The sequence below is a fragment of the Zymomonas mobilis genome (assembly GCF_006715975.1).
In the GTDB taxonomy this organism is placed as follows: Bacteria; Pseudomonadota; Alphaproteobacteria; order Sphingomonadales; family Sphingomonadaceae; genus Zymomonas; species Zymomonas mobilis_B.
Window position 1 is genome coordinate 110,943 of sequence record NZ_VFOF01000001.1, and the last position, 25,836, is coordinate 136,778.

Annotated in this window: 24 protein-coding genes; 15 read left to right on the forward strand and 9 right to left on the reverse strand. The window is 46.2% G+C overall.

Annotated elements, in window-relative coordinates:
- Window positions 1-330: 330 nt before the first annotated feature.
- Both FBY58_RS00485 and FBY58_RS00490 read left to right on the forward strand, forming a co-directional pair.
- A complete protein-coding gene (locus FBY58_RS00485; protein WP_141918890.1) occupies window positions 331-1,287 on the forward strand; it encodes a TraB/GumN family protein in 957 nt (318 codons plus the stop codon).
- 119 nt (window positions 1,288-1,406) lie between these two features.
- Entirely contained in the window at window positions 1,407-1,694 is a 288-nt protein-coding gene (locus tag FBY58_RS00490; RefSeq protein ID WP_141918892.1) for a YciI family protein, read from the forward strand.
- A gap of 12 nt (window positions 1,695-1,706) precedes the next feature.
- Here the strand turns inward: FBY58_RS00490 and mnmE are convergent, their stop codons facing one another.
- Window positions 1,707-3,011, reverse strand: coding sequence for a tRNA uridine-5-carboxymethylaminomethyl(34) synthesis GTPase MnmE (mnmE, locus tag FBY58_RS00495; protein ID WP_141918894.1), 1,305 nt, complete (start codon window positions 3,009-3,011; stop codon window positions 1,707-1,709).
- 224 nt (window positions 3,012-3,235) lie between these two features.
- Between mnmE and FBY58_RS00500 the strand changes: the two genes are divergently transcribed.
- The 3 genes from FBY58_RS00500 (at window position 3,236) to FBY58_RS00510 (ending at window position 5,547) form a co-directional block, all read left to right on the forward strand.
- Window positions 3,236-3,730, forward strand: coding sequence for a methylated-DNA--[protein]-cysteine S-methyltransferase (locus FBY58_RS00500; RefSeq protein WP_141918896.1), 495 nt, complete (start codon window positions 3,236-3,238; stop codon window positions 3,728-3,730).
- A gap of 123 nt (window positions 3,731-3,853) precedes the next feature.
- Entirely contained in the window at window positions 3,854-4,552 is a 699-nt protein-coding gene (locus FBY58_RS00505; RefSeq protein ID WP_141918898.1) for a dienelactone hydrolase family protein, read from the forward strand.
- The gene (locus tag FBY58_RS00510) at window positions 4,549-5,547 is read left to right on the forward strand and encodes a quinone oxidoreductase (RefSeq protein WP_141918900.1); all 999 of its coding nucleotides are present in this window, start codon (window positions 4,549-4,551) and stop codon (window positions 5,545-5,547) included. Before FBY58_RS00505 ends, FBY58_RS00510 begins: the two co-directional genes overlap by 4 nt.
- 291 nt (window positions 5,548-5,838) lie before the next feature.
- Here FBY58_RS00510 and rho read toward each other — a convergent pair whose 3' ends face one another.
- From rho to hemE, 3 genes are all read right to left on the reverse strand, one after another.
- Window positions 5,839-7,095 (reverse strand): transcription termination factor Rho, encoded by a 1,257-nt coding sequence (gene rho / locus FBY58_RS00515; protein WP_141918902.1) that lies wholly within the window; start codon window positions 7,093-7,095, stop codon window positions 5,839-5,841.
- Between the two features lie 187 nt (window positions 7,096-7,282).
- Window positions 7,283-7,738, reverse strand: a complete 456-nt coding sequence (locus FBY58_RS00520; protein ID WP_141918904.1) for a CopD family protein — start codon at window positions 7,736-7,738, stop codon at window positions 7,283-7,285.
- 95 nt (window positions 7,739-7,833) lie between these two features.
- Entirely contained in the window at window positions 7,834-8,871 is a 1,038-nt protein-coding gene (hemE, locus tag FBY58_RS00525) for a uroporphyrinogen decarboxylase (RefSeq protein WP_141918906.1), read from the reverse strand.
- 828 nt (window positions 8,872-9,699) lie between these two features.
- Between hemE and FBY58_RS00530 the strand changes: the two genes are divergently transcribed.
- The 7 genes from FBY58_RS00530 (at window position 9,700) to FBY58_RS00560 (ending at window position 14,210) form a co-directional block, all read left to right on the forward strand.
- Window positions 9,700-10,296 (forward strand): nucleoside triphosphate pyrophosphatase, encoded by a 597-nt coding sequence (locus FBY58_RS00530; protein WP_141918908.1) that lies wholly within the window; start codon window positions 9,700-9,702, stop codon window positions 10,294-10,296.
- Entirely contained in the window at window positions 10,293-11,174 is an 882-nt protein-coding gene (aroE, locus tag FBY58_RS00535) for a shikimate dehydrogenase (RefSeq protein WP_141918910.1), read from the forward strand. Before FBY58_RS00530 ends, aroE begins: the two co-directional genes overlap by 4 nt.
- Window positions 11,175-11,200: 26 nt before the next feature.
- Window positions 11,201-11,794 (forward strand): dephospho-CoA kinase, encoded by a 594-nt coding sequence (coaE, locus tag FBY58_RS00540; RefSeq protein ID WP_141918912.1) that lies wholly within the window; start codon window positions 11,201-11,203, stop codon window positions 11,792-11,794.
- Between the two features lie 7 nt (window positions 11,795-11,801).
- Window positions 11,802-12,506 (forward strand): DNA polymerase III subunit epsilon, encoded by a 705-nt coding sequence (gene dnaQ, locus FBY58_RS00545; RefSeq protein ID WP_141920570.1) that lies wholly within the window; start codon window positions 11,802-11,804, stop codon window positions 12,504-12,506.
- 112 nt (window positions 12,507-12,618) lie between these two features.
- Window positions 12,619-13,221 carry a ribosome hibernation-promoting factor, HPF/YfiA family gene (gene hpf / locus FBY58_RS00550; RefSeq protein ID WP_141918914.1) on the forward strand — a complete coding sequence of 201 codons (603 nt, stop codon included), beginning with the start codon at window positions 12,619-12,621 and terminating at the stop codon, window positions 13,219-13,221.
- 189 nt (window positions 13,222-13,410) lie between these two features.
- On the forward strand, window positions 13,411-13,872 hold the full coding sequence (locus tag FBY58_RS00555; protein WP_141918916.1) for a PTS sugar transporter subunit IIA: 462 nt from the start codon (window positions 13,411-13,413) through the stop codon (window positions 13,870-13,872).
- Window positions 13,872-14,210: a DUF1491 family protein gene (locus FBY58_RS00560; protein WP_141918918.1), complete on the forward strand. Its 339-nt coding sequence runs from the start codon at window positions 13,872-13,874 to the stop codon at window positions 14,208-14,210. The genes FBY58_RS00555 and FBY58_RS00560 overlap by 1 nt, the downstream gene beginning before the upstream one ends.
- A gap of 3 nt (window positions 14,211-14,213) precedes the next feature.
- On the opposite strand, the gene FBY58_RS00565 is transcribed toward FBY58_RS00560, so the two are convergent.
- Entirely contained in the window at window positions 14,214-14,816 is a 603-nt protein-coding gene (locus tag FBY58_RS00565; RefSeq protein WP_141918921.1) for an ankyrin repeat domain-containing protein, read from the reverse strand.
- A 178-nt stretch (window positions 14,817-14,994) separates the two neighbouring features.
- On the opposite strand from FBY58_RS00565, the gene FBY58_RS00570 reads away from it, so the two are divergent.
- The 3 genes from FBY58_RS00570 (at window position 14,995) to FBY58_RS00580 (ending at window position 20,363) form a co-directional block, all read left to right on the forward strand.
- Window positions 14,995-15,429: a YcgN family cysteine cluster protein gene (locus tag FBY58_RS00570; protein ID WP_141918923.1), complete on the forward strand. Its 435-nt coding sequence runs from the start codon at window positions 14,995-14,997 to the stop codon at window positions 15,427-15,429.
- 337 nt (window positions 15,430-15,766) lie between these two features.
- The gene (locus FBY58_RS00575; RefSeq protein WP_141918925.1) at window positions 15,767-18,196 is read left to right on the forward strand and encodes a TonB-dependent receptor; all 2,430 of its coding nucleotides are present in this window, start codon (window positions 15,767-15,769) and stop codon (window positions 18,194-18,196) included.
- A 322-nt stretch (window positions 18,197-18,518) separates the two neighbouring features.
- Window positions 18,519-20,363 carry an SEL1-like repeat protein gene (locus FBY58_RS00580; RefSeq protein ID WP_141918927.1) on the forward strand — a complete coding sequence of 615 codons (1,845 nt, stop codon included), beginning with the start codon at window positions 18,519-18,521 and terminating at the stop codon, window positions 20,361-20,363.
- 16 nt (window positions 20,364-20,379) lie between these two features.
- Here FBY58_RS00580 and FBY58_RS00585 read toward each other — a convergent pair whose 3' ends face one another.
- The 4 genes from FBY58_RS00585 to rpe form a co-directional block, all read right to left on the reverse strand.
- Window positions 20,380-21,303 (reverse strand): restriction endonuclease, encoded by a 924-nt coding sequence (locus FBY58_RS00585; RefSeq protein WP_141918929.1) that lies wholly within the window; start codon window positions 21,301-21,303, stop codon window positions 20,380-20,382.
- A 178-nt stretch (window positions 21,304-21,481) separates the two neighbouring features.
- Entirely contained in the window at window positions 21,482-23,086 is a 1,605-nt protein-coding gene (gene purH, locus FBY58_RS00590) for a bifunctional phosphoribosylaminoimidazolecarboxamide formyltransferase/IMP cyclohydrolase (RefSeq protein ID WP_141918931.1), read from the reverse strand.
- Between the two features lie 308 nt (window positions 23,087-23,394).
- Complete coding sequence (locus FBY58_RS00595; RefSeq protein ID WP_141918934.1) at window positions 23,395-25,161, reverse strand: heparinase II/III family protein; 1,767 nt, start codon at window positions 25,159-25,161, stop codon at window positions 23,395-23,397.
- The gene (gene rpe, locus FBY58_RS00600; protein ID WP_141918936.1) at window positions 25,158-25,820 is read right to left on the reverse strand and encodes a ribulose-phosphate 3-epimerase; all 663 of its coding nucleotides are present in this window, start codon (window positions 25,818-25,820) and stop codon (window positions 25,158-25,160) included. Before rpe ends, FBY58_RS00595 begins: the two co-directional genes overlap by 4 nt.
- Between the last annotated feature and the right edge of the window lie 16 nt (window positions 25,821-25,836).

The window sequence follows — 25,836 nt, forward strand, 5'->3', positions numbered from 1 at the left end:
TGAAAATAGGCTTTAATCTTATCAGGATGAGGCCTTTTTGTTTCACGTGGAACGGGGAGAAGCGCAGGAGAGCACAAAGCTATCAGGGAAAGTGCTATTCAAAGAGAGTAAATGAACGCGGCAGGGTTTCTATCCTTTGTTTGGAAAGAGGAGATCATCCGCTGGTTAGATATTTTTACAATATAGGGTGATCGTTCATTTTATAATTTTTATACAGCATTAAAGAACAAAAAAATCATTTAAAAAACATAATTGTCATTATATTGTAATTATATGCTTTTTACATTAGGTTATATTTTAATATAATAACCCTAAAAAGATAAATACATTATGAAAATATCAAAATTTTTACCGTTTGTTTTATTTGCTACATTGATAAGCCCTGCTTATGCCGAAAATAATACCTGCCCGCCACAAGCGCATGTTCCCTCTATTGATGAAGTAAAAGAAGCTTTGAAGCATAATCAAGATAGAGGTTTTCTTTGGAAAATCACAAAAGATGGCCATAGCTCATGGTTATATGGCACAATACATATCGCCAAAGAAAACTGGATGATGCCTGGGCCAACTGTGCTCAATGCTATTTCTAAAAGCGTAGCCGTTGGTGTTGAGCTAGATATCTTAAATCCAGAAAATATTAAGGCACTACAAGCCCCTGCAAATACCGAAACCCAAAAATGGTTAGACGAAAAAGGACTGCAGAAAAAAATAGAAGATGAAGAGCTGAAATTCTGCACACCGACAGCACAAGTCAAAGATATGCCCTTAGCAGCTCGCGTTACACGTATGACGGCGTCAGTTGGTAAATGGGAAGGCTATTACCCCGATTATGGAATTGATCTGGTTCTTTTGGGATTCGCAAAATCGACAATGCGACAAATTATAGAACTGGAAGATGCAGCAACACAGCGCACAATTTTAGCCGGGCATGATAAAAAGCAAACCGCCCAAAAAATAGAGAATTACTTAAACGAAATTGCAAATGGTAAAGCCCTTTCAACCACCAAAGAGCTGGCTGCTGTTTGGGAAAAAAGCGATCTCCCAGGGTTAGAGAAATTTGCAGCCGAATGCGACAAGACAGAATTGTGCAAAGCGACCAATGTCGAGATAGGCGAACGCAATAATGCGATGGCCAAAAAGCTGGATGATATACATGTGGGCGGTACATCTATTTTTACCGGTGTTGGTTTTCTTCATATGGTAGGCCCTAAAGGCTTACCTGAGTTGATGAAAAAGCGCGGTTATACAGTTGAACAGATACTTCCGTCCTCGAAAGCTTCACTTTAAGCTATTTTGGATAAAAGGTTATCTCTTCCCTCGCATTGCGCTTAATATTTTCAAGAGAAGAGATTTTTCCTTTTTTTCGATGAAAGGCTAGAGACGATATTTTTAGGAGACATCTTTTTATGTTTATCGTCAATCTTTCTTATAAAAAGCCCATCAGCGAAATAGAAAAATACATAGAAGCGCATCGGGGATTTTTGGATATTTACTATAAAGCCGGTTATTTTCTGGCATCTGGTGCAAAAAATCCAAGGAATGGCGGCATCATAATAGTGAATAGTCAATTGAGCCGCGAGGCTTTGGAAAAGATTTTGTTAGAAGACCCATTTCAGCAAAATGAAATAGCGGATTACGAAATCATTGAATTTATGCCGACAAAATATGCCCCCGCTCTGGCAGGCATATTCTAGTCAAAGCAAGGTTCATTTACCGATGCAAAAACGGCTGAAGAGATTATCCAGCATATTTTCAACGCCAGCTTTTCCGGTGAGTTGATCGTAGCAGCGGCAGGCTTGTCGAACGGCTTCAGCGACAATCAGCATATCTTCGGCTTCCATAACCAAAGAGAGACTGTCAGCGGCATCTTTCACTAACCGGTGTTGGCGGCGGTTAAGGGTTACTTCGTCTTCTTTCGGCAAAGCTTTTTTACCCAGTTCGACCAATTTTTCCTGTAATAAATCAACACCTTGTCCAGTTTTAGCCGATAAAGCGATGTCGATTTTTTCCGGTATTGGGAGCCGATCGGGCAGATCTATCTGTGGATAAAGGACAAGGACTTCGCCTTCAGTATCGGGCGCGTCGTCGGCATCGCCTAGCCATAACAGGATATCGGCTTCGGCAATCGCTTTTCGGGCGCGGATGATGCCCGCCTGTTCGAGGATATCATCAGATTCATGAAGCCCCGCCGTATCGGAAAAGCGCATCGGGATGCCTTTTAGGGCAAAGCTGACTTCGATAACGTCACGGGTTGTTCCAGCGATTGGCGCAGTAATCGCAATATCCTGCCCCGTTAGAGCGTTAATTAAGGTCGATTTTCCAGCATTAGGACGACCAGCCAAAACCACCCGCAAGCCGTCCCGCAATCTTTCCATTGTGGGGCGTTGTTCAAAAGCACGATGTTCCGCAATCAGGATAGCGATCTTTTCTCTGATCGCTTCAAGATATTGGCGGCTTTCATTTTCGTCTTCTTCAATATCTTCAGAGAAGTCGAAACCGGCCTCTATTTGACCAGAGATTGTCAATAATCGGTCTTGCCATGAGGCGATTTGCCGCCCTAAAGCGCCCCCGCTCATCATCAAAGCGGCGCGTCTTTGGCTGGCAGTTTCGGCGCTTAATAAATCGCCAAGGCCTTCTGCTTCGTGAAGGCTGATGATGCCGTTGAGAAAAGCTCGACGGGTAAATTCTCCGGCTTCGGCTGGCCGTAAATCAGGCTGTTTTTCTAAGACTGAGAGCACCGCATCGACAACTGCCCTGCCCCCATGAACATGGAGTTCGAGCAGATCTTCGCCGGTGACTGTTTTGGGTGCCGGAAACCAGATAACCAAAGCCTGATCGAGTTGTTCGTTGGTATCGGGATCGTAAAGATTTCTTAAAACAGCGCGGCGGGAATCCGGTAGGGATTTTTGGGTTAGAAGACGCGCAGTTTTGGCCGCAGCAGAACCGCTGATCCGGATCACTGCAATACCTGCCGGTGGACGACCTGAAGATAAGGCAAAGATAGTTTTCATAGCGGAAAAGCCCTGTTGATCGCGGATGGCCTGCGGGCGGCCTTGGGAATATCGGGATGCTTTTACCTTGATCGCTTTAGTCTGTCACCCGCTATGGGGCAGGAAAATCATTGGAGACTTGGAGGCGCGAATTCTGCTTTCTATTTTGAAAAGCCTCTGGCAGATTGTTTTATCTGGCAAGTTTGCCGATTTTTTATAACATCCCGATCAGGGGACAGAAATTTATGCCCCAGCTTTATTATCCTACCGTGATAGGCCTGTTTTCAATTCGTGCTTCGGAAGAATATCTGGAGCAGGTATCAATTTTGTCCGATCTCTCCGTGAAAGAAGAGCAAAATTCGGCATCTGTTTTGGCCAATTCACCGTTGTTGCAGGAAACTGTGCGGCAGATTGAGGCCTATCTTGCAGGAAAGCTTTTCCGCTTTGATTTGCCTTTACAGCCGAGCAAAAGCCCGAGAGGGGAAGCGCTAAGGCAGGCTTTATGTCAGGTGCCCTATGGCGAAACTCCAAGCTATCGCCAATTGGCGATAATCGCGGATTCAGGCCCGAGAGCGATCGGGCAAGCTTGTGCCAGAAATCCTTTGGCGGTGATTGTGCCTTGCCACCGGATTATTAAAGCAGATGGTTCTTTGGGGCAGTATTCTTCCGGAAAAGGGGTTGAGACCAAGCAATGGTTGATTGACCATGAAAAGCGTTATCGCAAGCAGGCTTCGCGCTAGATTTTGACCTCGCCTTTCGGTCTGTTTGACTTGTTTTGTGAAGATGCTTTGTCAGGATAGCTTTCTATCTGTCAAAGCCTTCTTATTTCGAAAGCAACGGATGGCTTTCGGAAGGACAAAATATTGGGTCAGAAAATAACTATCCCTTCTGTGGATAAAAATCGCAGAATTTCAGCCTATCAAGCTGCCCCCGAACATAAGCCGAAAGCGGTTATTGTCGTTATTCCTGAAATTTTCGGAATAAATGAGGGTATCCGCTTGCGGGTCGATCGCTGGGCTAAGGCTGGATATTGGGCCATTGCGGCCGATATTTTCTGGAATATTGCCCCTGATGTCGAGCTGGATCCCGATATTCCAGAACAAATGCAGCAGGCGATGGCATATTATCAAAAGCTGGAAAATAAAGAGGCTTTAATGACGATCGAGGCGGCTATCGCCTATGCCCGATCGCAACAGCCGGACAGCAAGATTGCGACGGTAGGTTATTATCTCGGCGGATTTTTATCCTTTCTTTTGGCAGCTGAAGAAAAAGTCGAGGCGGCTGTTTGCTATTATGGTGTCGATATTGACCAAAATTTGTCTGCCATGAAGGCAAATCATCCGCCCATTATGCTGCATTTTGGCGATCAGGATAATTTTGTTTCGGAAGCAGCTATCAAAGTTATCCATTCAGCTTTTCAAAACCAGCCGGATGCGCTGTTTTATCTTTATTCTGATGCCGGTCATGGTTTCGCGACCGAAAAAGGAAAGCGGCGCGCTGAAAAAGCGGCTAGACTGGCAGACCAGCGCAGTTTCGATTTTATTGAAAGGGTTCTATCATGAGTGAAGCTTATGCCATTGTTGCAGAAAGAGCCGGTGGCCCTGAAGTTTTAGTCAAAAAGCCGATTGATCTTCAAAATTTGAAACCCGAAGCCGGTCAGGTTTTATTAAAGCATCAAGCCATTGGTGTTAATTTTATTGATGTTTATCATCGGTCAGGTTTGTATCGGCAGAATTTTCCAGCCGCATTGGGTTGTGAAGCTGCAGGCGTTATTGAAGCCGTCGGTACGGATGTTAAAGGCTTTAAAGTTGGCGATCGGGTAGCAATTTTTACGTCGAAACCCGGCGCCTATGCGACCCATCGGATTGTTGAAGCCCGCGAATTAGTCGCTTTACCTGATGATATTTCAGCAGAAACCGCAGCGGCCGTTTTGTTAAAGGGCATGACCAGCTGGATGCTCGCTGAAAAATGTCTGGCACATGCAGCGATCGCAGGCGAAGCACCGAAAATATTGGTTTTAGCCGCAGCCGGTGGTGTGGGTAGCCTGTTGGTGCCTTGGCTGAAATATTTAGGTGCAACTGTTTTTGCGCATACCAGCACGGCTGAAAAAGCTGAAAAAGTAAAAGCCAATGGTGCCGATTATACGACCACCCTGCCCTATGCTGAATTACCGCAATGGATTAAGCAGCAGAATAATGGCGAAGGCGTTCATGCGGTCTTGGATAGTGTCGGAGCGGATAGCTGGAAAAGCTCGCTGGCTTCGTTAAGAAAAAAAGGTTTGTGGGTTGTTTTCGGAAATGCCAGTGGCCCCGTTCCGCCATTATCACCGTTAGAATTGGCAGGAGCCGGATCGGTTTATATGACCCGACCACGCCTTGTGGATTATGTGGATAACTCTGTGGATTTAACCACAGCAAGCCAGAAGTTGTTCGATTTACTAAGAAAAAATGTTTTGAAAGCAGAGATTAACCAGCGTTTTTCTTTAGCTGATGTCGCAAAAGCCCATAGCTTGCTCGAAAGCCGGAAAACCACCGGATCTACGGTACTTATTCCCTAAAATCGCTGCTTTTTTGATAGAAAAAAACAACGTTATTTTTTCAAATTCGGCTGATTCAGAAATGGGTCAGCCGTTTTTTTTCAAGAATACAAAACTATTGAACAAAATAGTCCACAGCCTGTGGATAACTTTGTGGATTAAACAAAAGATAAAAGGTTATCCAAGGATAGGTGACCAGTCTTCCCGATAGAATGAGAAGAAAAACAAGGCCCTCTTTCCGATTTGGAAAGAAGGCTTTTTACTGGTTAGCTGCTTTTTCTTGTCATGAAAAAGTAACGATTATGTTTTATTCTAGTGATTCATTGACGCGAAGAAGTCTTCGTTCGTTTTGGAATCTTTCATCTTGTCGAGCAAGAATTCCATCGCATCGACCGTACCCATCTGCATCAGGATACGACGCAGCACCCACATTTTGGAAAGGGTGTCTTTGTCGACCAGCAATTCTTCCTTACGGGTACCTGATTTACCAACATCCATCGCTGGGAAGATACGCTTGTCAGCGACCTTACGATCAAGCACGACTTCGGAGTTACCGGTACCTTTGAATTCTTCAAAGATGACTTCATCCATACGGCTGCCGGTATCGATAAGGGCGGTGGCAATGATCGAAAGCGAACCGCCTTCTTCGATATTACGCGCCGCACCGAAAAAGCGTTTCGGACGCTGAAGCGCGTTGGCATCGACACCACCAGTTAAAACCTTACCGGAGGAAGGCACAACCGTATTATAGGCGCGACCAAGGCGAGTGACGGAATCGAGCAGAATGACAACGTCTTTTTTATGCTCGACTAGTCTTTTCGCCTTTTCAATCACCATTTCGGCGACCTGAACATGGCGCTGTGCTGGTTCATCAAAAGTAGAAGAAATAACTTCGCCTTTGACGGAGCGCTGCATATCCGTAACTTCTTCCGGACGTTCGTCAATCAGAAGAACAATCAGGAAGACTTCGGGGTGATTTTCCGAAATGGCGCGAGCGATATTCTGAAGTAAAACCGTCTTACCCACCCGAGGCGGTGCCACGATCAAAGAACGTTGGCCTTTACCCTGTGGAGCAACAATATCAATAACCCGTGCCGATTTGTCTTTATTCGTCGGATCGCTGATATCGAGATTAAGCTTTTCGGAAGGATAAAGCGGCGTCAGATTGTCGAAATTGACGCGATGGCGGACATTATCAGGGTTATCAAAATTGACCGAAATAAGCTTGGTCAGAGCAAAATAGCGTTCGCTGTCTTTGGGTCCGCGAATTTCACCTTCAACCGTGTCACCGGTTCTTAAACCAAATTTTCTGACCTGATTGGGTGAAACGTAAATATCATCAGGACCCGCGAGATAATTAGCTTCTGGGCTACGTAAAAAACCGAATCCGTCGGGTAAAACCTCGATCGTCCCCAATCCCATGATCTGATCGCCTCTTTCGGCCTGAACCTTGAGAATGGCAAAGAGAAGGTCTTGCTTGCGTAATGTTGAAGCCCCCTCGATTCCGAGTTCTTCCGCCATTTTGACGAGTTCAGAGGGCGATTTTTGTTTGAGATCTTTTAGATGCATGTCGGGGAGTCCCGTAGGGGCAAAATTGAATTTATTGCCCGAAAAATGAAGAGAGGATCAAAATAAGATGTGAAAGAGATTACCCTTTGGATAATAAAGCGGGCACCGTTGGGAAACCCGCTTAAAGATATTATCCATTAGAGTCAAGATCAGGAACAAAGACTCTGACTTTTGGAGTAATCTTTCGTCAGAAGGGTTTGATGATCGCCAAGATGACCGCAACGGCGGCGATAATGCCGGGCACTTCGTTCATCAATCGAAGACCACGTTCGCTGGACGGACGGAAGCCACGTGCCAGTTTTTTGGCATAAGCCACTGACCAGCCATGATAAACCGTGAGGATAATAACGGCGAGTAATTTGACGTGGAACCAATGGCCGACATCGAAAGCCCCCACATGCACCGCCAGCAATAAACCGAAGACCCATGACAAAATCAGAGAAGGCGTCAGGATGATATGACGTAATCTTGTTTCACGATTTTGCCATTTTAAATCTTCGACAGAGCCGGGAACAGTCTGGCTGTGATAAATACAATAACGCGGTAAGGTGAAAAGCCCCGCCATCCAGAAAATAACAAAGATAACATGGGCAGATTTGACCCAAGGGTACAGATTGTCAAGAAAACCCATCCATTCAATCACAGGCTACTCCTCAATTATTTGCATTTTATTTGTCTCTTTCTTGCCAAAATGGGCATGATGAAATCGACAATCGTCAGTGCTGCCGTTTTTTTAGGTTAACCCCGTATTTTTTCCAGAAGCTGACTGACATGGGTGAGCGGTGTTTGGGGAAGAATCCCGTGACCGAGATTGAAGATATGCGGTCTTTCGGAAAAGGCGTCAAGAATAGTCGTGATAGATTGATCCAAAGCATCGCCACCCGATAACAGCACTAAAGGATCCAAATTACCCTGCACCGGAAAGCCCGCGGGTAGATATTGGTCAGCCCAATAAGGATCGATAGTTTCATCCAAGCCGATAGCCGTGACTTTGGTGTCCGCGATATAGGCTTTTATCCGGCTGGCAGCCCCTTTTGGGAAGCCGATGATCGGAATATCGGGGTGCTTTTCCCTTAACTTCGACACCAGACGCGCGGTTGGGTCGATAACCCAACGTTCGAATTGTTGTGGCGAGAGCGTTCCCGCCCAACTGTCGAAAAGTTGAACCGCATCAACGCCAGCTTCGATCTGACCCGAGAGATAGTCGAGCGTTTGATCAATAATCGCGTCAATAATTTCAGAAAAAGCCTGTGGATCGCGATAGGCCATAGCCCGTGTCACGGCTTGGTCACGGCTGCCCTCGCCTGCCACCATATAGGTCGCAACCGTCCATGGGCTGCCTGAAAAGCCAAGAAAAGTGGTTTTAGGGGATAAGGTAGCCGCTACCTTGCGAACGGTTTCATAGACAGGGTTTAGGCGGTTGGGGGTTTTTTCCAAAAGGCGAAGATTATGATCGACCAAGGTCGGGGTCAGCTTTGGTCCTTCTCCTTTGACGAAAGCTAAATCCTGTCCAAGGGCATAGGGAATAACCAAAATATCAGAAAAGAGGATAGCTGCGTCGAAACCAAACCGATGAATGGGCTGTAAAGTCGCTTCAGCAGCAGCTTTGGAATCTTCCACAAGCGGAAGAAAACCGGCCTTCTGCTCTCTCAGCTTTCGGTATTCTGGCAAATAGCGTCCTGCCTGTCGCATCAGCCATACCGGAGGCCTCGTTTGTTTTTGGCCTGCGAGAACCTTTAACAGGGGTGCTTCAGGTTTTTTTCGCTGTTTACCCATAACTATCCTTAAGAATCTTTAAAATGGTTGTTGATGTTGTTGGGACTGTGGATAATGGGGATAACATTTTTATCCACTGAGTTATCCACAATTTAGGGTTATGACGACTCATTGAGTCTTACGGAGTCGTGTGAGTTATACACATAATAGATTATCTTGAAATAAAATGGCTTACCCTGTGGATAACTCAGTGGAAGGAATGTGGATAGTTTGAATAACTTTGTGGATAACTGGGGTCTATGTAGTTATCCACAATTTTATCCCATAGTTATCCACAGGCTTATCCACAGAATTTAGGTCAAAAAAACAGAGCTTTATCTCGTCTAAAAATGGGCGGGAAAAAGCAGCTGAAAAGCGGTTTTAGGGCGGATATTGCGGGTCAATGAGAGTGAACGAATCGAGTATTTTTCGAGTCGCGAATCAATATAGAGGGTCAAAAAACGAAGGTGAAAGAAGCGATACTATAGGGGTCGAAGGCTTTTAAAAAAGAGCCGTATTTTTGATTGGGAAAAGTCATTTTTCCATGGCTTTATTCTCTTGGAAAAGCACCGAAACGGTCAAAATAGATAGTCTGCTTTCCAGTCGATTGAGATCGTCTATTGATAAAGTCATCATTTGAGCCTGTCGCCTCTGCCTGTCTATTTTGACGTAATTTATGGGTATCTTTGACCTTCAAAAAATGAATTTTTCTCTGCTATCCCAAAAGGCACCCATCCATTCTGATAAAAAAGATCGGCTTTTTGGGGAAAGAGGCTATGTCTATGGCTGTGACACCCTATAATTTTTTCGGATTTCAGCTTGCGCTGAAATCTGTTCTGGAAGGCTTTTATGGCGCTTATTCTTGCTTCTTCATCGAAAATAAGATCGGCATTATTGTCGGCGGCAGCGGTACCTTTTACCGTTAAGACGGCCGAAGTGGACGAAACGCCGATTAAGCAGGAATGGCAGGCTGAAAAGCGAGATAATGGCCAATTAGCTTTGGTTTTAGCCGAAGCTAAGGCCAAGGCAGTGGCCGCAGATTATCCAGAGGATTTGGTTTTAGGATGTGATTCAACGGTGATGACCGATGATGGCGCGTTGTTAAGTAAGCCAGTCAGCCGCGAAGATGCTGCTAATCATTTGCGTTTATTGGCTGGAAAATCGCATATTTTGACCAGTGCGGTTGCGATTATCGAAAACGGCCAGACGGTATTTCGTTATCACGACCGTGCGGTTTTGACGATCCGGGATTTTTCCGAAAGCTTTTTAGCACATTATCTAGATCAGGAATGGCCAGAAATCGGATATTGTGTCGGTGGTTACCGTCTTGAGGGCCCTGGTATTCAGTTATTTGATCGTATTGAGGGCGATCATTTTACGATTATGGGGCTTCCTTTGCTTCCTTTGCTTGCCTATTTGCGCAAACGCTCAATAGTAGAGGCATGAGCAATATCGAAAATAAACGCCCCGCCCCAGCGACCGCCGGTGTAATCGGTTGGCCGATCGCCCATAGCCAATCGCCAGCACTCCATCGTTTTTGGTTGGAGGCTTGCCAGATCAATGGTGATTATAGCCGCTTTCCTGTGCATCCCGATCATTTAGCGCAAGCAATTAAAGCCTTGCCAGCCTTGGGTATGCGGGGGGTCAATGTGACCGTTCCCCATAAAGAAGCGGTTATTTCTTTACTGGATGAAATTGATCCGCTGGCGAAAAAAGCGGGTGCTGTTAACATTGTCCGAGTAGATGAAAATGGCCGTTTAAAAGGCTATAATAGTGACATTCCTGGTTTTATGGAGGCTTTGCAGCCTGCGATAAAAGCGCAAGGGGAAGGTTTGAGAAAAGCCTTTATTGTGGGGGCTGGTGGTGCCGCCCGTGCGGTGGCTTTGGGGCTGACCGAAGCGGGATTTACCTGCCAGATTGTTAACCGTAATTTTGAAAAGGCCAGAGCCTTGGCCAGAGATATTGGTGCTTTACGTGGCGATATTGAATTTCATAGTTTGGAAGATAATCGCGCGCCTGAATTTCAGCTTCAGGATGGTGAATTAGGGGTGGTCGTTAATGCCACAACTTTGGGCATGACGGGGCAGCCTCCGCTTGATCTTAGCCTTGAGAATGTTGATCCCCGCAGTTTGGTCTATGATGTCGTTTATGCCCCGTTAGAAACGCCTTTGTTGAAAGACGCCAAGGCACGCGGGATGCAGACTATTGACGGTTTGTCGATGTTGATTGGTCAGGCAGCGGTTGCCTTTGAATTATTTTATGACCGTAAACCGCCCCGCGACCAAGATCAGGCTTTACGCGATTTATTGACGAAAAAGTCCTAAATTTAGCGGGTTTTCGGGGAATAAAAATGATTATTTTAGGCCTGACCGGCTCTATCGCGATGGGGAAATCAACGGTTGCCCGTCTTTTTTCTAGAATGCGGTTGCCTGTCTTTGACGCGGATAAAGTAGTGCATCAACTGCAAGCCCCTAATGGGCAGTTGTTACCCGCCATCGGTCAGGCCTTCCCCGGAGTGATTGATGAAAAAGGCGTCAATCGGCAAAAGTTGGGCGCTTTGCTTCTTCAAAATCCGGCGGGCTTTCGCCTTTTAGAGGCGATTATCCATCCGGCCGTGGTTGAAGAATTACAGCTGTTTTTACGAAAAAATCGCAGCCAGCCTTTGGTTATTGTCGATATTCCCTTGTTATTTGAAGCCGGTTTTGATCGGTCGGTTGATTATATTGCTGTCGTTTCTGCACCCCATTGGATCCAAAAAAGGCGGGCTTTAGCGCGTCCAAATATGACCGAATCGCGTTTTTATGGCTTGTTAGCGCGCCAATGGCCTGACCGTAAAAAAAGACAGCATGCCGATTTTATTATTGAAAATGGCCGCAATATTATCGCTCTTGCTGCCCAAGTCAGGCAGATCACCGGTTGCCTTGTCGGGCAAGGTAGCAGATAGTGCTATTATGCGCGAAATTGTCTTTGATACCGAAACAACTGGTCTGAGTCCCATTGATGGCGATCGTCTGGTTGAAATCGGTTGTGTCGAGCTGATCAACAAGGTTGAAACAGGTAAGAGCTTCCACTGCTATTTTAATCCCCAGCGTCCTATGAACGCCGTTGCGGAATCTATTCATGGTTTATCCGATGAATTTTTAGCCGATAAACCGCTTTTTGTCGAAAAAGCGCAGGAATTGCTTTCCTTTATCAAGCTTTCCCCATTGGTGGCGCATAACGCAGCCTTCGATTTTGGTTTTCTTAATCATGAATTGGGGAAATGTGGTCTGCCGACGATTTGTATGACCCGTATGGTCGATACTTTGGCGATTGCCCGCAGCAAGCATCCCGGTGCCAAGCATACATTGGATGCGTTATGCACCCGCTATGGCATTGATCGCAGCCACCGTGTCAAACATGGGGCTTTGTTGGATGCCGAATTGTTAGCCCAGCTTTATGTCGAATTGAGCGGTGGGCGGCAGATCGGTATGGCTTTGGATGACAATAATGGTCAATCCGACGGACGGGCTTCTGTGCCAAATACGGTTTCAGGCCTGCCGAGAAATAAAAAAGTCAAAAGGCCGCCACGGCAGCATGAGGCAAGCCCGCAGGAATTGTTACGCCATGGTGCTTTTATTGATAAAATTTCCAATCCTGTCTGGCGTCGGGCGTGAAACTAAAACGACCTGTTTTGCGTTAATATAGATGGGTGTCATCGTGTTCTCTTTTTGAGAGATTTGGGGCTTATAGGTTATAAAGTTTTTTTAGTGCATGGAGGGAGTCAAGATGGATATCCGTATTGCCGGCCATCAGATTGATACGGGCGCTGCTTTAAGACAGTACGTTAATGATCATCTGGTTCAGATCGTCAGCAAATATTTCCCGCAATGCCTACGCGCTTCTGTCACTTTCGGCAGCCGACGCCATGCCATTATTTCTTGTGATATTATTATCCATGCCATGCGGGATATTATCCTGAAAGCTGGCGGAATGGATAAGGATGCCCATGCTGCTTTCGATCAGGCTGCCGCCAAAATCGAAAAACAGTTACGACGACATCATCGCCGTTTACAGACCAAAATCCAGCAAAATACCCCGTCCATCGGGGAAGCCGCCGCTGTGTTGGCCGCAGAAACGGCAAAAGCCGATGAGGATAACGCCCATTATACCGTCTTTGATATTGAAGAAGACGAAAAAGAATTGGGCGAGCATCCGCCGGTTGTAGCCGAAATGCAGGTTGATATTCCGACCGCCAGCGTTTCCGATGCGGTTTTGATGCTTGATCTTAGAAATACGACAGCCTTGCTTTTTGTGAATAGCAAGTCGGGTAACCATAATATGGTGTATCGTCGTATGGATGGCACCATTGGATGGGTCGAACCCCAATAGTCGTAAAATATTCAGATATACGGAGATAACAAACGGGATAAAGGCTGACCTTCAATAGGGCAGTCTTTATCCATGTTTCCGGAAGGAATATTGATAAAATCTTGGCTTTTTTTCTGACGGGCATCGTTCTGTCAGGAAATGTCTGATGCTGCGATCTTTGCAATCGTGGGCATATAAAGGCGAAAAATAATGAATGAACTGGCCGATATAATCGCGCCGGATAGGATTGAGACGAACTTTAATCCTTCTAATAAAAAAACGCTGTTCCAGCAGGTCGCCCAATGGGCCGGCCGTGAGTTTTTGATTAATCCCAAGGTGATCGTTGAGCGCCTGCATGAAAGAGAACATCTGGGCTCGACCGGTTTTGGTCATGGCGTGGCTATTCCGCATGGCAAGCTGGACAGTTTGGAAAAAGTGAGCGTCTTTTTTGTTCGCTTGAAAGAACCTATCGAATTCGATGCGGTCGATAAATTGCCGGTCGATTTGCTGTTTTTCCTGTTCTCGCCAACCGATGCGGGTATCGACCATCTGAGAAGTTTGGCCTGTATTAGCCGTCGGATGCGGGATGAAAATCTGCGTGCCAAATTGCGGGGTGCAGGTTCTAGTGACGCGCTTTATGCTTTGTTACTTGATGATAGCGTGCATTCATAATGACTGAACCGCGTTTAGTAACCCATATTTTGGTCAAGGCTTTGTTACGGCAGATGGATTCTGCCGGACAATCGATGATGGTTTTGAAAAAAGGGGATGCCGAAGCCGGTGGTCTGATCTTGGTTATAACCGAGCAAGGCCGACCACTCCATCTATTGGAACGGGTCTTCTTGCCGGAAGGCCATTATGGCTGGGGCCGTTCGGTGCCGAGTGAAGGCGCAAATGAAGAAGGATTTACCCGATATCTGGAAAAACGTCAGCGTTTTGACCCTGATATCTGGATTATCGAGCTGGAAGGGCTTCAAAGTGAAGCCCTTGCCCTGTCTCTTCTTCGTTAAAGATTAACGCGGCAACATCGGGCCGACGACCTGCTTTGGTGCGGCGGGCTGTGCTGTATCCAGAATTTTAAGAATAGCCGCAGAACGACCGTCCTGTCCGGCGTAATCTATCGCTGAACGTCCGGCAATATGGTCTTTAATTCTCGGATCAGCATGGTTGTCGATCAGTAATCTCACCATTTGTATATTATGGTTTTGCACCGCGATGATAAGCGGGGTTTGGCCACTATTGTCGGTAAGATTGGGATCAGCGCCGCTTTCCAATAAGAGCTGGGCACCGTCATCCCAACCGATTTGGGTGGCGAGCATCAGGGGCGTTTGGCCAGCCTTGTTTTTGACGTCTACCCTTGTTCTTTTATACAGAAAATAGGCCAGCCAAGGATTATCCCGTCCTTTAACCGCCAAGTGAAGCGCCGTATCGCCGCTACTATAGTCCTTGCTGTTGACGATGCTGGGTTGTTGATCGACAAGGGTCGTAATCTGATTGGTATCATGATCACGAACAGCCTTTAAAAAAGTATAGCTGTCGCTTTGCGCTTGTACGGCTATCGGGGCGGCTGCCAACCCCAAGGCCAGCATAACGCTGGAAATTTTTTTAAGGGACATTTGTTTCTCCGCTCCGAGACATGTTTTTTCCTGTTACGGTTCTTTTTATAATTATCAACGGGCGATCAGGCTATTTTCATTATATTACAGGAAATATCGCTACAAAAGGCCGGTTAACAGGTTATGGGGGATAATAACTTCTTTTCCAAAGAATTTTCCAGAGAATAAAGGTTTGTTGATGATTGATCGTTTTTGGGAAAAAATCCCGTTGGACGCCATGAAAAGGGAAGAATGGGAGGCGCTCTGTGACGGTTGTGGCAAATGCTGTCTTTTCAAGTTGGAAGACGAAGATACCGGTGATGTCGTTTATACCAATGTGGCTTGCCGTCTTTTAGATCGTGCTAGCGGTCAATGCTGTGATTATCAGCATCGTAAGAAATACGTGCCCGATTGTGTCCGTCTGGATGTGTCCTTGTTAGGGAAAATTCCGTGGTTGCCGGAAAGCTGTGCATATCGTCTTCTTTATGAGAAGCAGCCTTTACCGGAATGGCATTATTTGATCTGTGGCGATCGCGAAGAAGTCCATAAAATCGGGGAATCTGTTCGGGGATGGACAGTGTCAGAAGATCAGGCTGGTGACCTCGAAAATCATCTGGTTGAGCCACCTGTGTGATAAGGCAAAAAATCGGTATTTGGGTATAAATAGCTGGTTTTTGAAGGCGTTTTATCCGAGTGGCGAGAAATAAAATTTTCCTAAAATAAGAAAATATTTTGGGAATAAATTCGATATTTTTGATATTTTTTAAAATAAATATATGATATTTTGCGGTGTTTTTGTATTAAAATTTTTGTATTTTATTGTCTGTAATAATACGACTATATTCTCAACAGATTTTTTGAATATATAGACTATTCATGAAATAATATAAGAATATTAAATTGTAATATAAGAATATTATTTTGAATAAAAATTTATATTTAAATATTGGGTGTAAAATACGGAATTTGATATGGCGCTATGCCAAGAAAAAGATGAATTGTTATTGTCTTTATCTATACCTTACCTGTTATCACCGCTGATCATTCTTTATATTTCGATTTTTCCTTCCTACCTATCCGCGCAGTCTACATCGCTGGATTCAAAAGACTTGAAACCCTCGCCACTTTCCCTCTCGGATCAAGGACAGGTGATTTTAGAAGATGGAGAGAAGGCGAAGACATCAAATCCGAATGAGTCCAGCCGGATATCTGAAGGTAAGCAGGATGGCGCGCAGTCTGCTGCGATAGGGCGAAAGGCTTCTGATCAGAAGGCCGCTGATATTGTTGTTACTTCCAAAAAATATTCTGAAAATATCCAGAATATTGGCCGTTCTGTCAGTGTTATTTCGGGTGATGCCCTTGTTACCCGTAATGTGAACAATGTTTTTGATCTGCAATATCAGACGCCGTCTTTGCAAGTGACGCCGCAATTTGGAAGCGGACAGCCTGTTTTTGCGATGCGGGGCGTCGGGTTTAATAATTATTCCAGCAACAATACGTCTTCTGTGCTGGTTTATATGGATGAGGTCGCCAATCCTATTGGTTTTGCAACCAACGGGATGATGTTTGATATTCAGCGGGTTGAAGTCGCGAGAGGCCCGCAAGGTATGGCTTCCGGTCGCAATACGACAGGAGGATCTGTCAATTATACTTTGAACAAGCCGAGCGACCATTATACCGGCAGTTTATCGGTTCAATATGGCCGTTTTAACGCGACCAAAGTTGATGGCTATATTTCGGGACCTATTAATGATCGGCTCCGTTTCCGGCTATCAGGACAAAGTGAGCAAGGAGGCGCTTGGCAGCATAACGACCAAGGGCAATCTTTGGGGCGCGTTAATCGCAACGCCGCCAGATTATTATTTGATTATGATGCCAATGATGATCTGACTTTCGAGCTGAATTTACATGGAAGTTACGACCGTTCGGAAGCCAATGGATTACATCTGTTCTCTCCGTTGACGGCCGCCTCTGGTCAAGTTTTGCCTGCCGATCAAAGCCGTTACATTACCCGTTGGGGCACGTCGGCGGCCTTTGCCCGTGAGGTCGGTGTCAATCAAGATACGAAGCCTTTCAGCCATATTGATACTGGCGGGGTTAGCTTTCGGAGTGAGCAGCAATTCTCTTTTGCTAAATTGACGAATATCTTCAGCTATGACGGAATTCGGCGGCGAGAATATGATAATTTTGATGCTTCAACCTTAGGCTTGGCGGATGTTTCTTTCCGGACGAAAGCCCGTGTTCTTGCCAATGAAATCAGGCTGACTTCTGATCCGCATGAGCATTTGAATTGGGTTGCAGGAATCTATTATGGTCGCCAGAGTTTGAGTGATCGCTATCAATCGGGTTTTACGGATGCCGCGGCCTATGGAGCCGATGGTGATGTGCGTTATAGCCAAAGGGTCAATACGGTTGCTGCCTTTGGTCAGGTTAATTATCATTTTTCGGATAAGCTAAATTTTATCGGTGGCTTTCGGATTGAGCATGAATCCCGCACGCTTTTAAATCTGGCTTCCCATTATATTACCGATGGCGTTATCATTAATCCTGATAATGCGATTGGTCACCGTAATACCAGTTTTACCCAGCCAACCGGTAAAGTTGAAATTGATTATCATCCGGTAAAAAACGATATGCTTTATGCGTCTTTTACGCGGGGTATAAAATCAGGCGGTTTTACAACCTATAATTCTAATAATGCCGCCTTATCGGCAAAGCCTTTCAAAGCGGAATCTTTGTTGGCCTATGAAGTTGGTAACAAATTATCTTTAAATCAGGCGCATTTGACCCTGAATGTTGTGGGTTTTTATTATGATTATTCCAATCAGCAAATTCAGTCAGCGACTTTTAATAGTGCCAATGGTGGGTTGATTGGTCAGATTGTGAACGCGCCAAAATCGCATCTTTATGGTGGCGAAATCGAAGCAACATGGACGCCGCTTAAGGACTTGACGCTGTCGCAGTCTGCGGGTTGGGCTGTCGGGCAATTCGATCGCTTTTCATCTTTGAAAGGCGTGCAGAAATTGCCAGATAATAGCTATGCCGGTATTTACAAAAGTCGGAAGGGTGAATCCCTGCCCTTTCCGAAATTTACCTTGAATGGCTCGGCCAGTTATCGCTGGACGATTGGTGATTTTTATCTGACCACGGGTATGAATTACAGTCGGAGAAGCCGTTATCATTCCTTCTTCGGGGGAATCTATAACGTGCCTAGCTATACATTATGGGGTGCCGATATAACGCTTTCTCCGAAAAACAGTCGCTGGACGGTGGCTATTTTTGGGAAAAATATTTTCAACAAGCGCTATGATGTCACCCGCAATTTTTTCATATCCGGTGATAATATTGCCCTGTCGGGTATGCCCGCTACTTGGGGTGTTCGGTTAAGCGGAAAATTCTGATCCAGATGTAATCTTGGATGAGGTGAGAGGAAAGCTCAAAACCTCTTTTATAGATAAGCAAAAGAACAGCCTATTGTTGATTACCTTGATTCGGCAATAAAACGGAATTGGATTCGTTTTTGAGCAATTAGCAGCTCGATTAAAAATAAGAAAAAAGATAATAAATTTTGAATGAGTTCTCAAAGAATAGCCTGAAAGGCTATTCGGGAGGAATATTCCGTCGATAAAAATTAAGAAAATCAAATAAATATCAATAAAACTCTATATACAAAATTTCGCAAGAATGTAATAATTTAATGATGCATTTTTGAAGAATGTTAACATGAAAAAACCTATCTTGCGCCGATTATTGTTAAAAATATCCATTGCAGTCTTATCTGTAGCAATACCGATTGGATCTGATGCCTTTGCCCTGACAACTATGGGAAAATATCAGATCATCCGTATCAAAGATGCTGCAGAGCGCGGTGATCGTAATGCTGAACGCCTTCTTGGATATTTGTATTCGAAGGGGGGTATCGGAGGAATTCCAAAAGATTTCCATCTGGCATTACATTGGTATGAGGAAGCCGCCAAAGATCGAGATTCTGAAGCCGCGCAAATGCTTGGCCTGCTTTATTATAATGGGGATGGTGTTCCTGCCGATATAGGAAAGGCAGCCTATTGGTTTGAAAAAGCCGCGCATGAAGGCAACTGGGAAGCTGCCAGACGTTTAGCCACATTGTATATTAATGGTGAAGGCGTCGCCAAAAATGTCCAAAAAGGCATTTCATGGTACGAAAAAGCAATCATATTGGGCGATACCGAATCCAGCCGTCGATTAGGGATGCTTTATTGGATGGGGGAGGATGTTCCGCGTAACCCCAAAAAGGCGCTGCATTTGCTCGAAAAATCAGCCAATGACGGTAACAGCAAAGCATCGAGAACGCTCGCTCAGTTCTATTCTGATGGAGAGAGTCTGCCTGTTGATAAAAATAAAGCCGTGCATTGGTTGGAAAAAGCAGCAGAACAAGGCGATACGCCTTCTCGGAGTGTTTTGGCTACTGAGTATTATTTTGGAAAAGATCTTACGTCATCGGATAAAGGAAAAGCCGCCTATTGGTACGAAAAAGCGGCAAAAGACTATGATGGCGTTTCTGCAAAAATGCTTGGAAGTCTTTACTATAATGGAAGCGGTGTAAAATTAGATAAAGAAAAAGGTATTTATTGGTTAAAACGGGCTGCCGAATTAGGTGAACCAGAAGCCCAAAAACTAGTCGGTATTTTTTATCAAAAATCGAATGAGCTCGCCGACAAAGAAAAATCTGAATTTTGGCTCAAACTGGCGGCGATGCATGGTGACGAAGAAGCCAAAAAATGGGTTCATATTCTTTATGAAAATCCAGATCCAAAAATTTTAGAAACCCATAAAAACGTGATGCAGGCCTTGCAAGCAAAGGCTGAAAGCGGCGATAAAGAAGCCCAATATGATCTGGCTTTAAAATATTATGAGGGTGTTGAAATCCCTCAAGATTTTACACAAGCGGCCAACTGGTTTCAAAAGGCATCGGATCAGGGCGATTATAGTGCTGAGGTCAATCTTGGTGCCCTTTATTATCAAGGGAAAGGGGTTTCTCAAGATTTTCAAAAAGCGGCAGCTTTATTTCAGAAAGCGGCAGATCAGAATTATGCTCGTGCAGAATTATTTCTAGGAATTTTATACGAAAAAGGCGAAGGCGTTGCCAAAAATACTGAAAAGGCTTTGAAATTATATCAACAAGCGGCTGATCAAGATGAACCCGATGCCGCATTCATATTGGGATATGCCTATGATAAGGGAGACATTATCCCGAAAAACGCCAATAAAGCCGCGCGTTGGTATGAAAAAGCCGCACAGGCGGGTAGCCTTCGTGGCCAGATCAATATCGGGAATGATTATTTAACCGGCACTGGCGTCTCGAAAAACGTTCAGACCGCGATTTATTGGTTTCAGAAAGCGGCTGAAGAAAATAATATGATGGCCGAGTATAATCTCGGAATGGCCTATGCCGACAAAAACAATAAGGATATTTTTGATAAAGAAACGGCGACTTATTGGCTCCAGAAAGCCGTCGAGCATGGCTCTTCTAAGGCGAAGGCATATCTTGATGAAATCGATAATGAAGAAAAGCTCTCTTTGAATAAATAACCAGCGTTAAAGTTTTTTATTCGAGATTGAAGAAATCCTGATCAACGCGTTTGATTTCTATCGTTCGGCTAGTTCGGACGCCGACGTTATGTTCAATCATCAAATCGGCCAGCATTTCGCCATTGATGAGTATTACCCGTTGCGGCAAATGTTCGACATATTCTAAGGCGGGCATGCTGAATGAAGAGGTCGTAACAAAAACGCCTTTTGTTGCCCGATGGCCGACCAGACTACCAACAAAGGCCTGTATTTCAGGGCGACCGACACTAACATGAGGGGCATAGCGTTTAGCCTGCACATAGATGCGGTCTATGCCCAAGCGGTCTTCATTGATGACCCCGTCTACACCACCATCGCCCGTGCCACCAATCCGGCGTGCGGCGTCTTCATGATTACCTCCATAACCCATGGCGACCATCAGATCGACAATCAGTTGTTCAAAAAAAGTCGGATTTTTCTCTGCAATTTGATGCAGAATTTCAGAGCGCAGTTCTGTCTGTAATTCTTTATGCGCGGCTTCCATTCGTTCTTCCGGCGTTCCGGTAACGTGATCTTGCGTTGTCGTTGGAACAGATGTTTCTTGAGTATCTTGGCTATAATTGCGGTTACAATAGTCGATGAAGGGCGGATAATTTTTGAGTGTCGTTACCGTGATTTCAGAAGGTTTTGTTCGAAGGAGCTGTTTTCCGCTTTTGCTAATTGTGAATTGTCCTCTTGTCGGGATATTGAGCAATCCAGCTTTTGTAAGATAGGTTTTTGCCCAACTAATACGATTATGCAGTAAACGTTCCCGTCCACTGGGAAGCATTTCGTCCCGATCCGTTGCGGAAAGGCCTAACTCATCGGCGATAGCTATTTCTGCTTCTGCCATCCGTTTTTGCCCTGTTGCTGCGAAACGCAGAACAGGAAGCATCAGTTGCGAGAAACTAGGAACCGCCATTATCCAGCCTTTTATTCTTAATCTTGGTGAAACGCCTTACCTTGAGAGAGTATAACTTTTGAAGCGGTTGGCTATAGCGTCTTTTAAGAGGGTAATTTTTAGAAATATCTTTGGGGCGTTGTTGAGGCGCGCAAAATAGAGAAAGGCCGGATGAAACCGGCCTTCCCATAATTTATTTTTAGTGGCGGAAGTGACGGGTTCCGGTGAAGATCATCGAAATACCGGCTTTGTTCGCGGCGTCGATTACTTCCTGATCACGGATTGATCCGCCTGGCTGAATAACCGTTGTTGCCCCTGCTTCTGTTGCGGTGATTAAACCATCAGCAAAGGGAAAAAATGCATCAGAGGCAACCGCAGAGCCATGTGTGCGGACTTCTGACCAACCAGCTCTTTTAGCAGCATCTTCGGCTTTCCATGCGGCAATACGTGCGGATTCAAGGCGGTTCATCTGTCCTGCACCGATACCGACCGTCGCATTGTCACGGGCATAGACAATCGCATTGGATTTGACATGCTTGGCCACTGTCCATGCGAAAAGAGCATCTTTCATCTGCTGTTCGGTGGGTTTGGTTTCAGTGACAACCTGTAAGGCTGTTTCATCCAGCAAGCTACCATCACGGGACTGAACCAAAACGCCGCCTGCGATTGAGCGGACATTAAGGCCGTTCCGTTTCGGATCTTGCAATTTACCCGTAATCAGCAAGCGAAGATTTTTCTTTTTAGCGAAGATAGCTTTTGCCGTTTCATCCGCATCGGGAGCAACCACAACTTCGGTAAAGATTCCGGTGATGGCTTCAGCCGTTGCGCCATCCAATGGGCGATTGACCGCAATAATGCCGCCAAAAGCAGAAACACTGTCGCAGGAGAGGGCTGCGTTATAGGCTTCAATCAGGCTGTCACCGGAGGCAACACCACAAGGATTGGCATGTTTCAGAATAACAACTGTCGGAGGACCATCGCGGAATTCGCTGATCAGATCCAAAGCAGCATCGGCATCGCCATAGTTATTATAGCTGAGTGCTTTTCCCTGTAACTGTTCGGCCTGTGCTATGCCGTTAACGGCTGGCCAATCCGGTAAATTGGGCAAGGTCGGGATATAGAGCGCTGCTTTCTGGTGCGGATTTTCGCCGTAACGCAAAGAAGACGCTTTTTTCAGCGGAAGGGTTAACAGCTCTGGTAACTCTTCTTTGAGGTCAGCGGCGAACCATGCCGAAATAGCGGCATCATATTGAGCCGTAGCGGCATAAGCTTTTGCGGCGAAACGGCGGCGGCTGGTCAGGGTTGTTGCCCCGCCATTATCAGCCAGTTCGGCAATCAAGACCGAATAGTCTGAAGGATCGGTAACAATCGTCACGTGATCATGATTTTTGGCCGCTGAACGAACCATTGAAGGCCCGCCAATATCGATATTTTCGATGACTTCCTGCCGTCCGGCGCCTTTGGCAACGGTTTCACGGAAAGGATAAAGATTGACCACAACCAGATCAATTGCGGTGATGTCATGCGCTTTCATCGCAGCGACATGTTCGGGGTTATTTCTGACCGCGAGCAAACCGCCATGAACCTTGGGATGAAGGGTTTTGACCCGACCATCCATCATTTCGGGGAAACCGGTGAAATCGCTGATATCCGTTACCGCCAAGCCTGCGTCTCGCAGTAATTTGGCTGTGCCTCCGGTGGAAATCAGTTTGATGTCATGGGCGGCCAAGGCCTGTCCCAATTCGACCAATCCTGTTTTATCAGAAACAGAAAGCAATGCGGTTTTAATCGCTATATCGGTCATAGATGCCTTATCCTGTCAGTTTTTCCGACTAATCTGGGCGGCATAGGTGATTTATGGGGCAGGTTCCAGAGGGTTATCGATCTGTGGAATGAAAAACCTGTTATTAAAAGAGGATTGGGTAGGCTTTTTTGTTAAATAGACCCGCTTTATTTTAAAAAATATAAGGAAGATAATGATACCATTTATGAGATGGATACTTTTCGGTTCTTAAATGGATAAGGCGGCTATCGTGGTCACATTCTGAAAGAAGATGATTGGTTTTATAGCCGCCTCGGAATCGATAATTCTGATGGGCAAAAAAGCTGGGGTTATCCGGCTCTTTTCAAGACCCATGCGATGTTGCAGCCACCTGCCGGTGTCAGGCCGGAGATGGTGATTTGATTGGTTAGGCGTGGCCAGCCTGTCGGATCAATCCATAAGCTGGGTTCACAGCCCAATTTTCCACCACGGCAACGGAATTGCCATAAGGCACCGCGTTCGATCCGGAGCAAAGCGCCCAAGCCGTCAGCGGTATTGGTGACTTCAACCCAAGGTGCCAGATGGAAGCGAAGGATGAAGGGCATTTCGCTGGCTCTTCTCCGTCCAGCAGGAAGCAGAATATCTTCGCCGCGTAATTCCCAGCCATTGGCAGACAAGGTCAGTTTACGGCGGTGAATAAAGCCGAAGCGCCGCATATAACCATCATGGCTACCTTCGAGTAGGCTGCCATTTTGGCCTTCATGACGGTCGAGTTCGACTTCACTAACGCCGCGTCCCAAACTGCCGTCTTCCATGATGGCGGTTGAGTTGCTGTCTTTCAGGATCAGAGTGGAATGCGCCGCCGTTGCACGCAGCAATTGGCTGAGCTCTGGCGGCAAGGCTTCGTTATTATCGCCTTGATCGAGATCGCTGCCTAAAAGCCCGCCACAATTGACAATAAGTCTATCTGCGCCGTCTGACATTTCGAAAGCCAAGGTCGAAGCCGAAGCGAGACCTGCCCGATGGGTAACCGGAGGCGGTGCTGTATCAATAACCAAGGTGGTTTGGCCATGGCTGAGGCGTTGATAGCCCCATTCGCCGGCTCTGCTGAGCGGACGGCTACGGATACCAGCGGCATAGATGGCTGCATCGACCCGTTTTTTATCGACGGGCACGCCGCCTTGGAAACTGGCGAGGCCACCGTCACCTAATGTCACGCCAAGCAATGCCCTGACTGCTCGCGCCATAAGGCGGGTAATCATGGTATTGGGCTGCATATCGCGAGAGTGATAAACCGCGAGAAGCATCGCGCTATATTCAATCAGTTCTAGCTGATCGTAAGGCGTGCGGCTGATAATGCCACCATCTTCAAAGAGGCAGCGGTTTAAGGCTTTGAGCAAGCCTTGTTCATGGCGTTGTAAAAAGGTTTTTTCATCAGGCAGCAGCAAAGTTGCAGCAACCAGCCCCATCCATGCAATCGCGCGATTAAGGCCATTTGGCATCTTATCGGCGCTGCGGGTCAGATGGCGGCCACCCCGAGCGAGGCTGTTTAATAATTTGGAGCGATAAACCAGATCGGTTGAAGAGAGAATAAGCGGGGCATAAGCACCCCAGAATAGGATTCTGCGTCCCCAAATATCTGGTTGCCATGCTTTATCATCAATTTCTTCCGCATGGACTTCGAGCCAGTTGCGGGTCAGCTTTTCCGCAATTTTCGCAACCTCTTGCCGGTTTCCCGCGGCAGCAAGGTCGCGAAGCCAGATAAAGCTGTGAAGATAATCGGTGAATTCAGGCGAAACGCCCTCTACAGGGAAAAGAGGGTGATCCAGCTTGATTTTTTCATGGAAGAAACGAATTTCTCCATTGCGGATGGCATTACCCGCTTCGGCATTACCGGAAAAAGGATCCCGTGGCACCGCCATGAGCCGTAAAGGCGGCCGCCCCCGCAAACGCAGGGCATAAAAAGGCGTATGCCAAGACAACCGGCTGAGACGGTTTATGATCCGTTCGGTTAACGAGGGTTGTTTATCGCTGTTAACACGGATCAGCCATTTACCGGGCTTGTTGTCTCCGGAGTTTTCATCTCCGTTAAGGTCGGGATCTCCCTTTTCATTCATGATTTACGCAGTATCCTGATATTATCGGTGTAACATGTGGCGCCGCCTTTGAAGCTGGCAGTTCCGGCGACCAGCACATCGGCACCAGCCTCGACCGCCAGCGGCGCAGTTTGGGCATCAATGCCGCCATCTACTTCCAGTCGGATATCACGACCGGATGCGGTAATTCTTTTTCGGATATCATTGATTTTGGTTAATTGGGTTTTGATAAATTTTTGCCCCCCAAAACCGGGATTGACGCTCATCACCATGATGAGGTCAAGGTCATCAATCAGATAATCAAGCCAGCTTAACGGGGTTGCCGGATTGAAAACCAGTCCGGCTTTCTTGCCGAGTGATTTGATATGTTGGATGGTGCGATGGGGATGGGCACCGGCTTCTGGATGGAAGCTGATGATATCGGCACCGGCTTCGGCGAAAGCATCGATATAGCTATCAACCGGAGCAATCATCAAATGAACATCGAAAGGTTTTTGGCTGTAAGGGCGAAGTGCCTTTACGACCATGGGGCCGATCGTGATGTTTGGCACGAAATGGCCATCCATGACATCAATATGAATCCAATCGGCACCAGCCTGATCTATCGCCGTCACCTCTTCCCCGAGATGGGCAAAATCCGCCGAAAGGATAGAGGGGGCAATCAGGGGTAATTTACTCATAAAAATAGCCAGACAG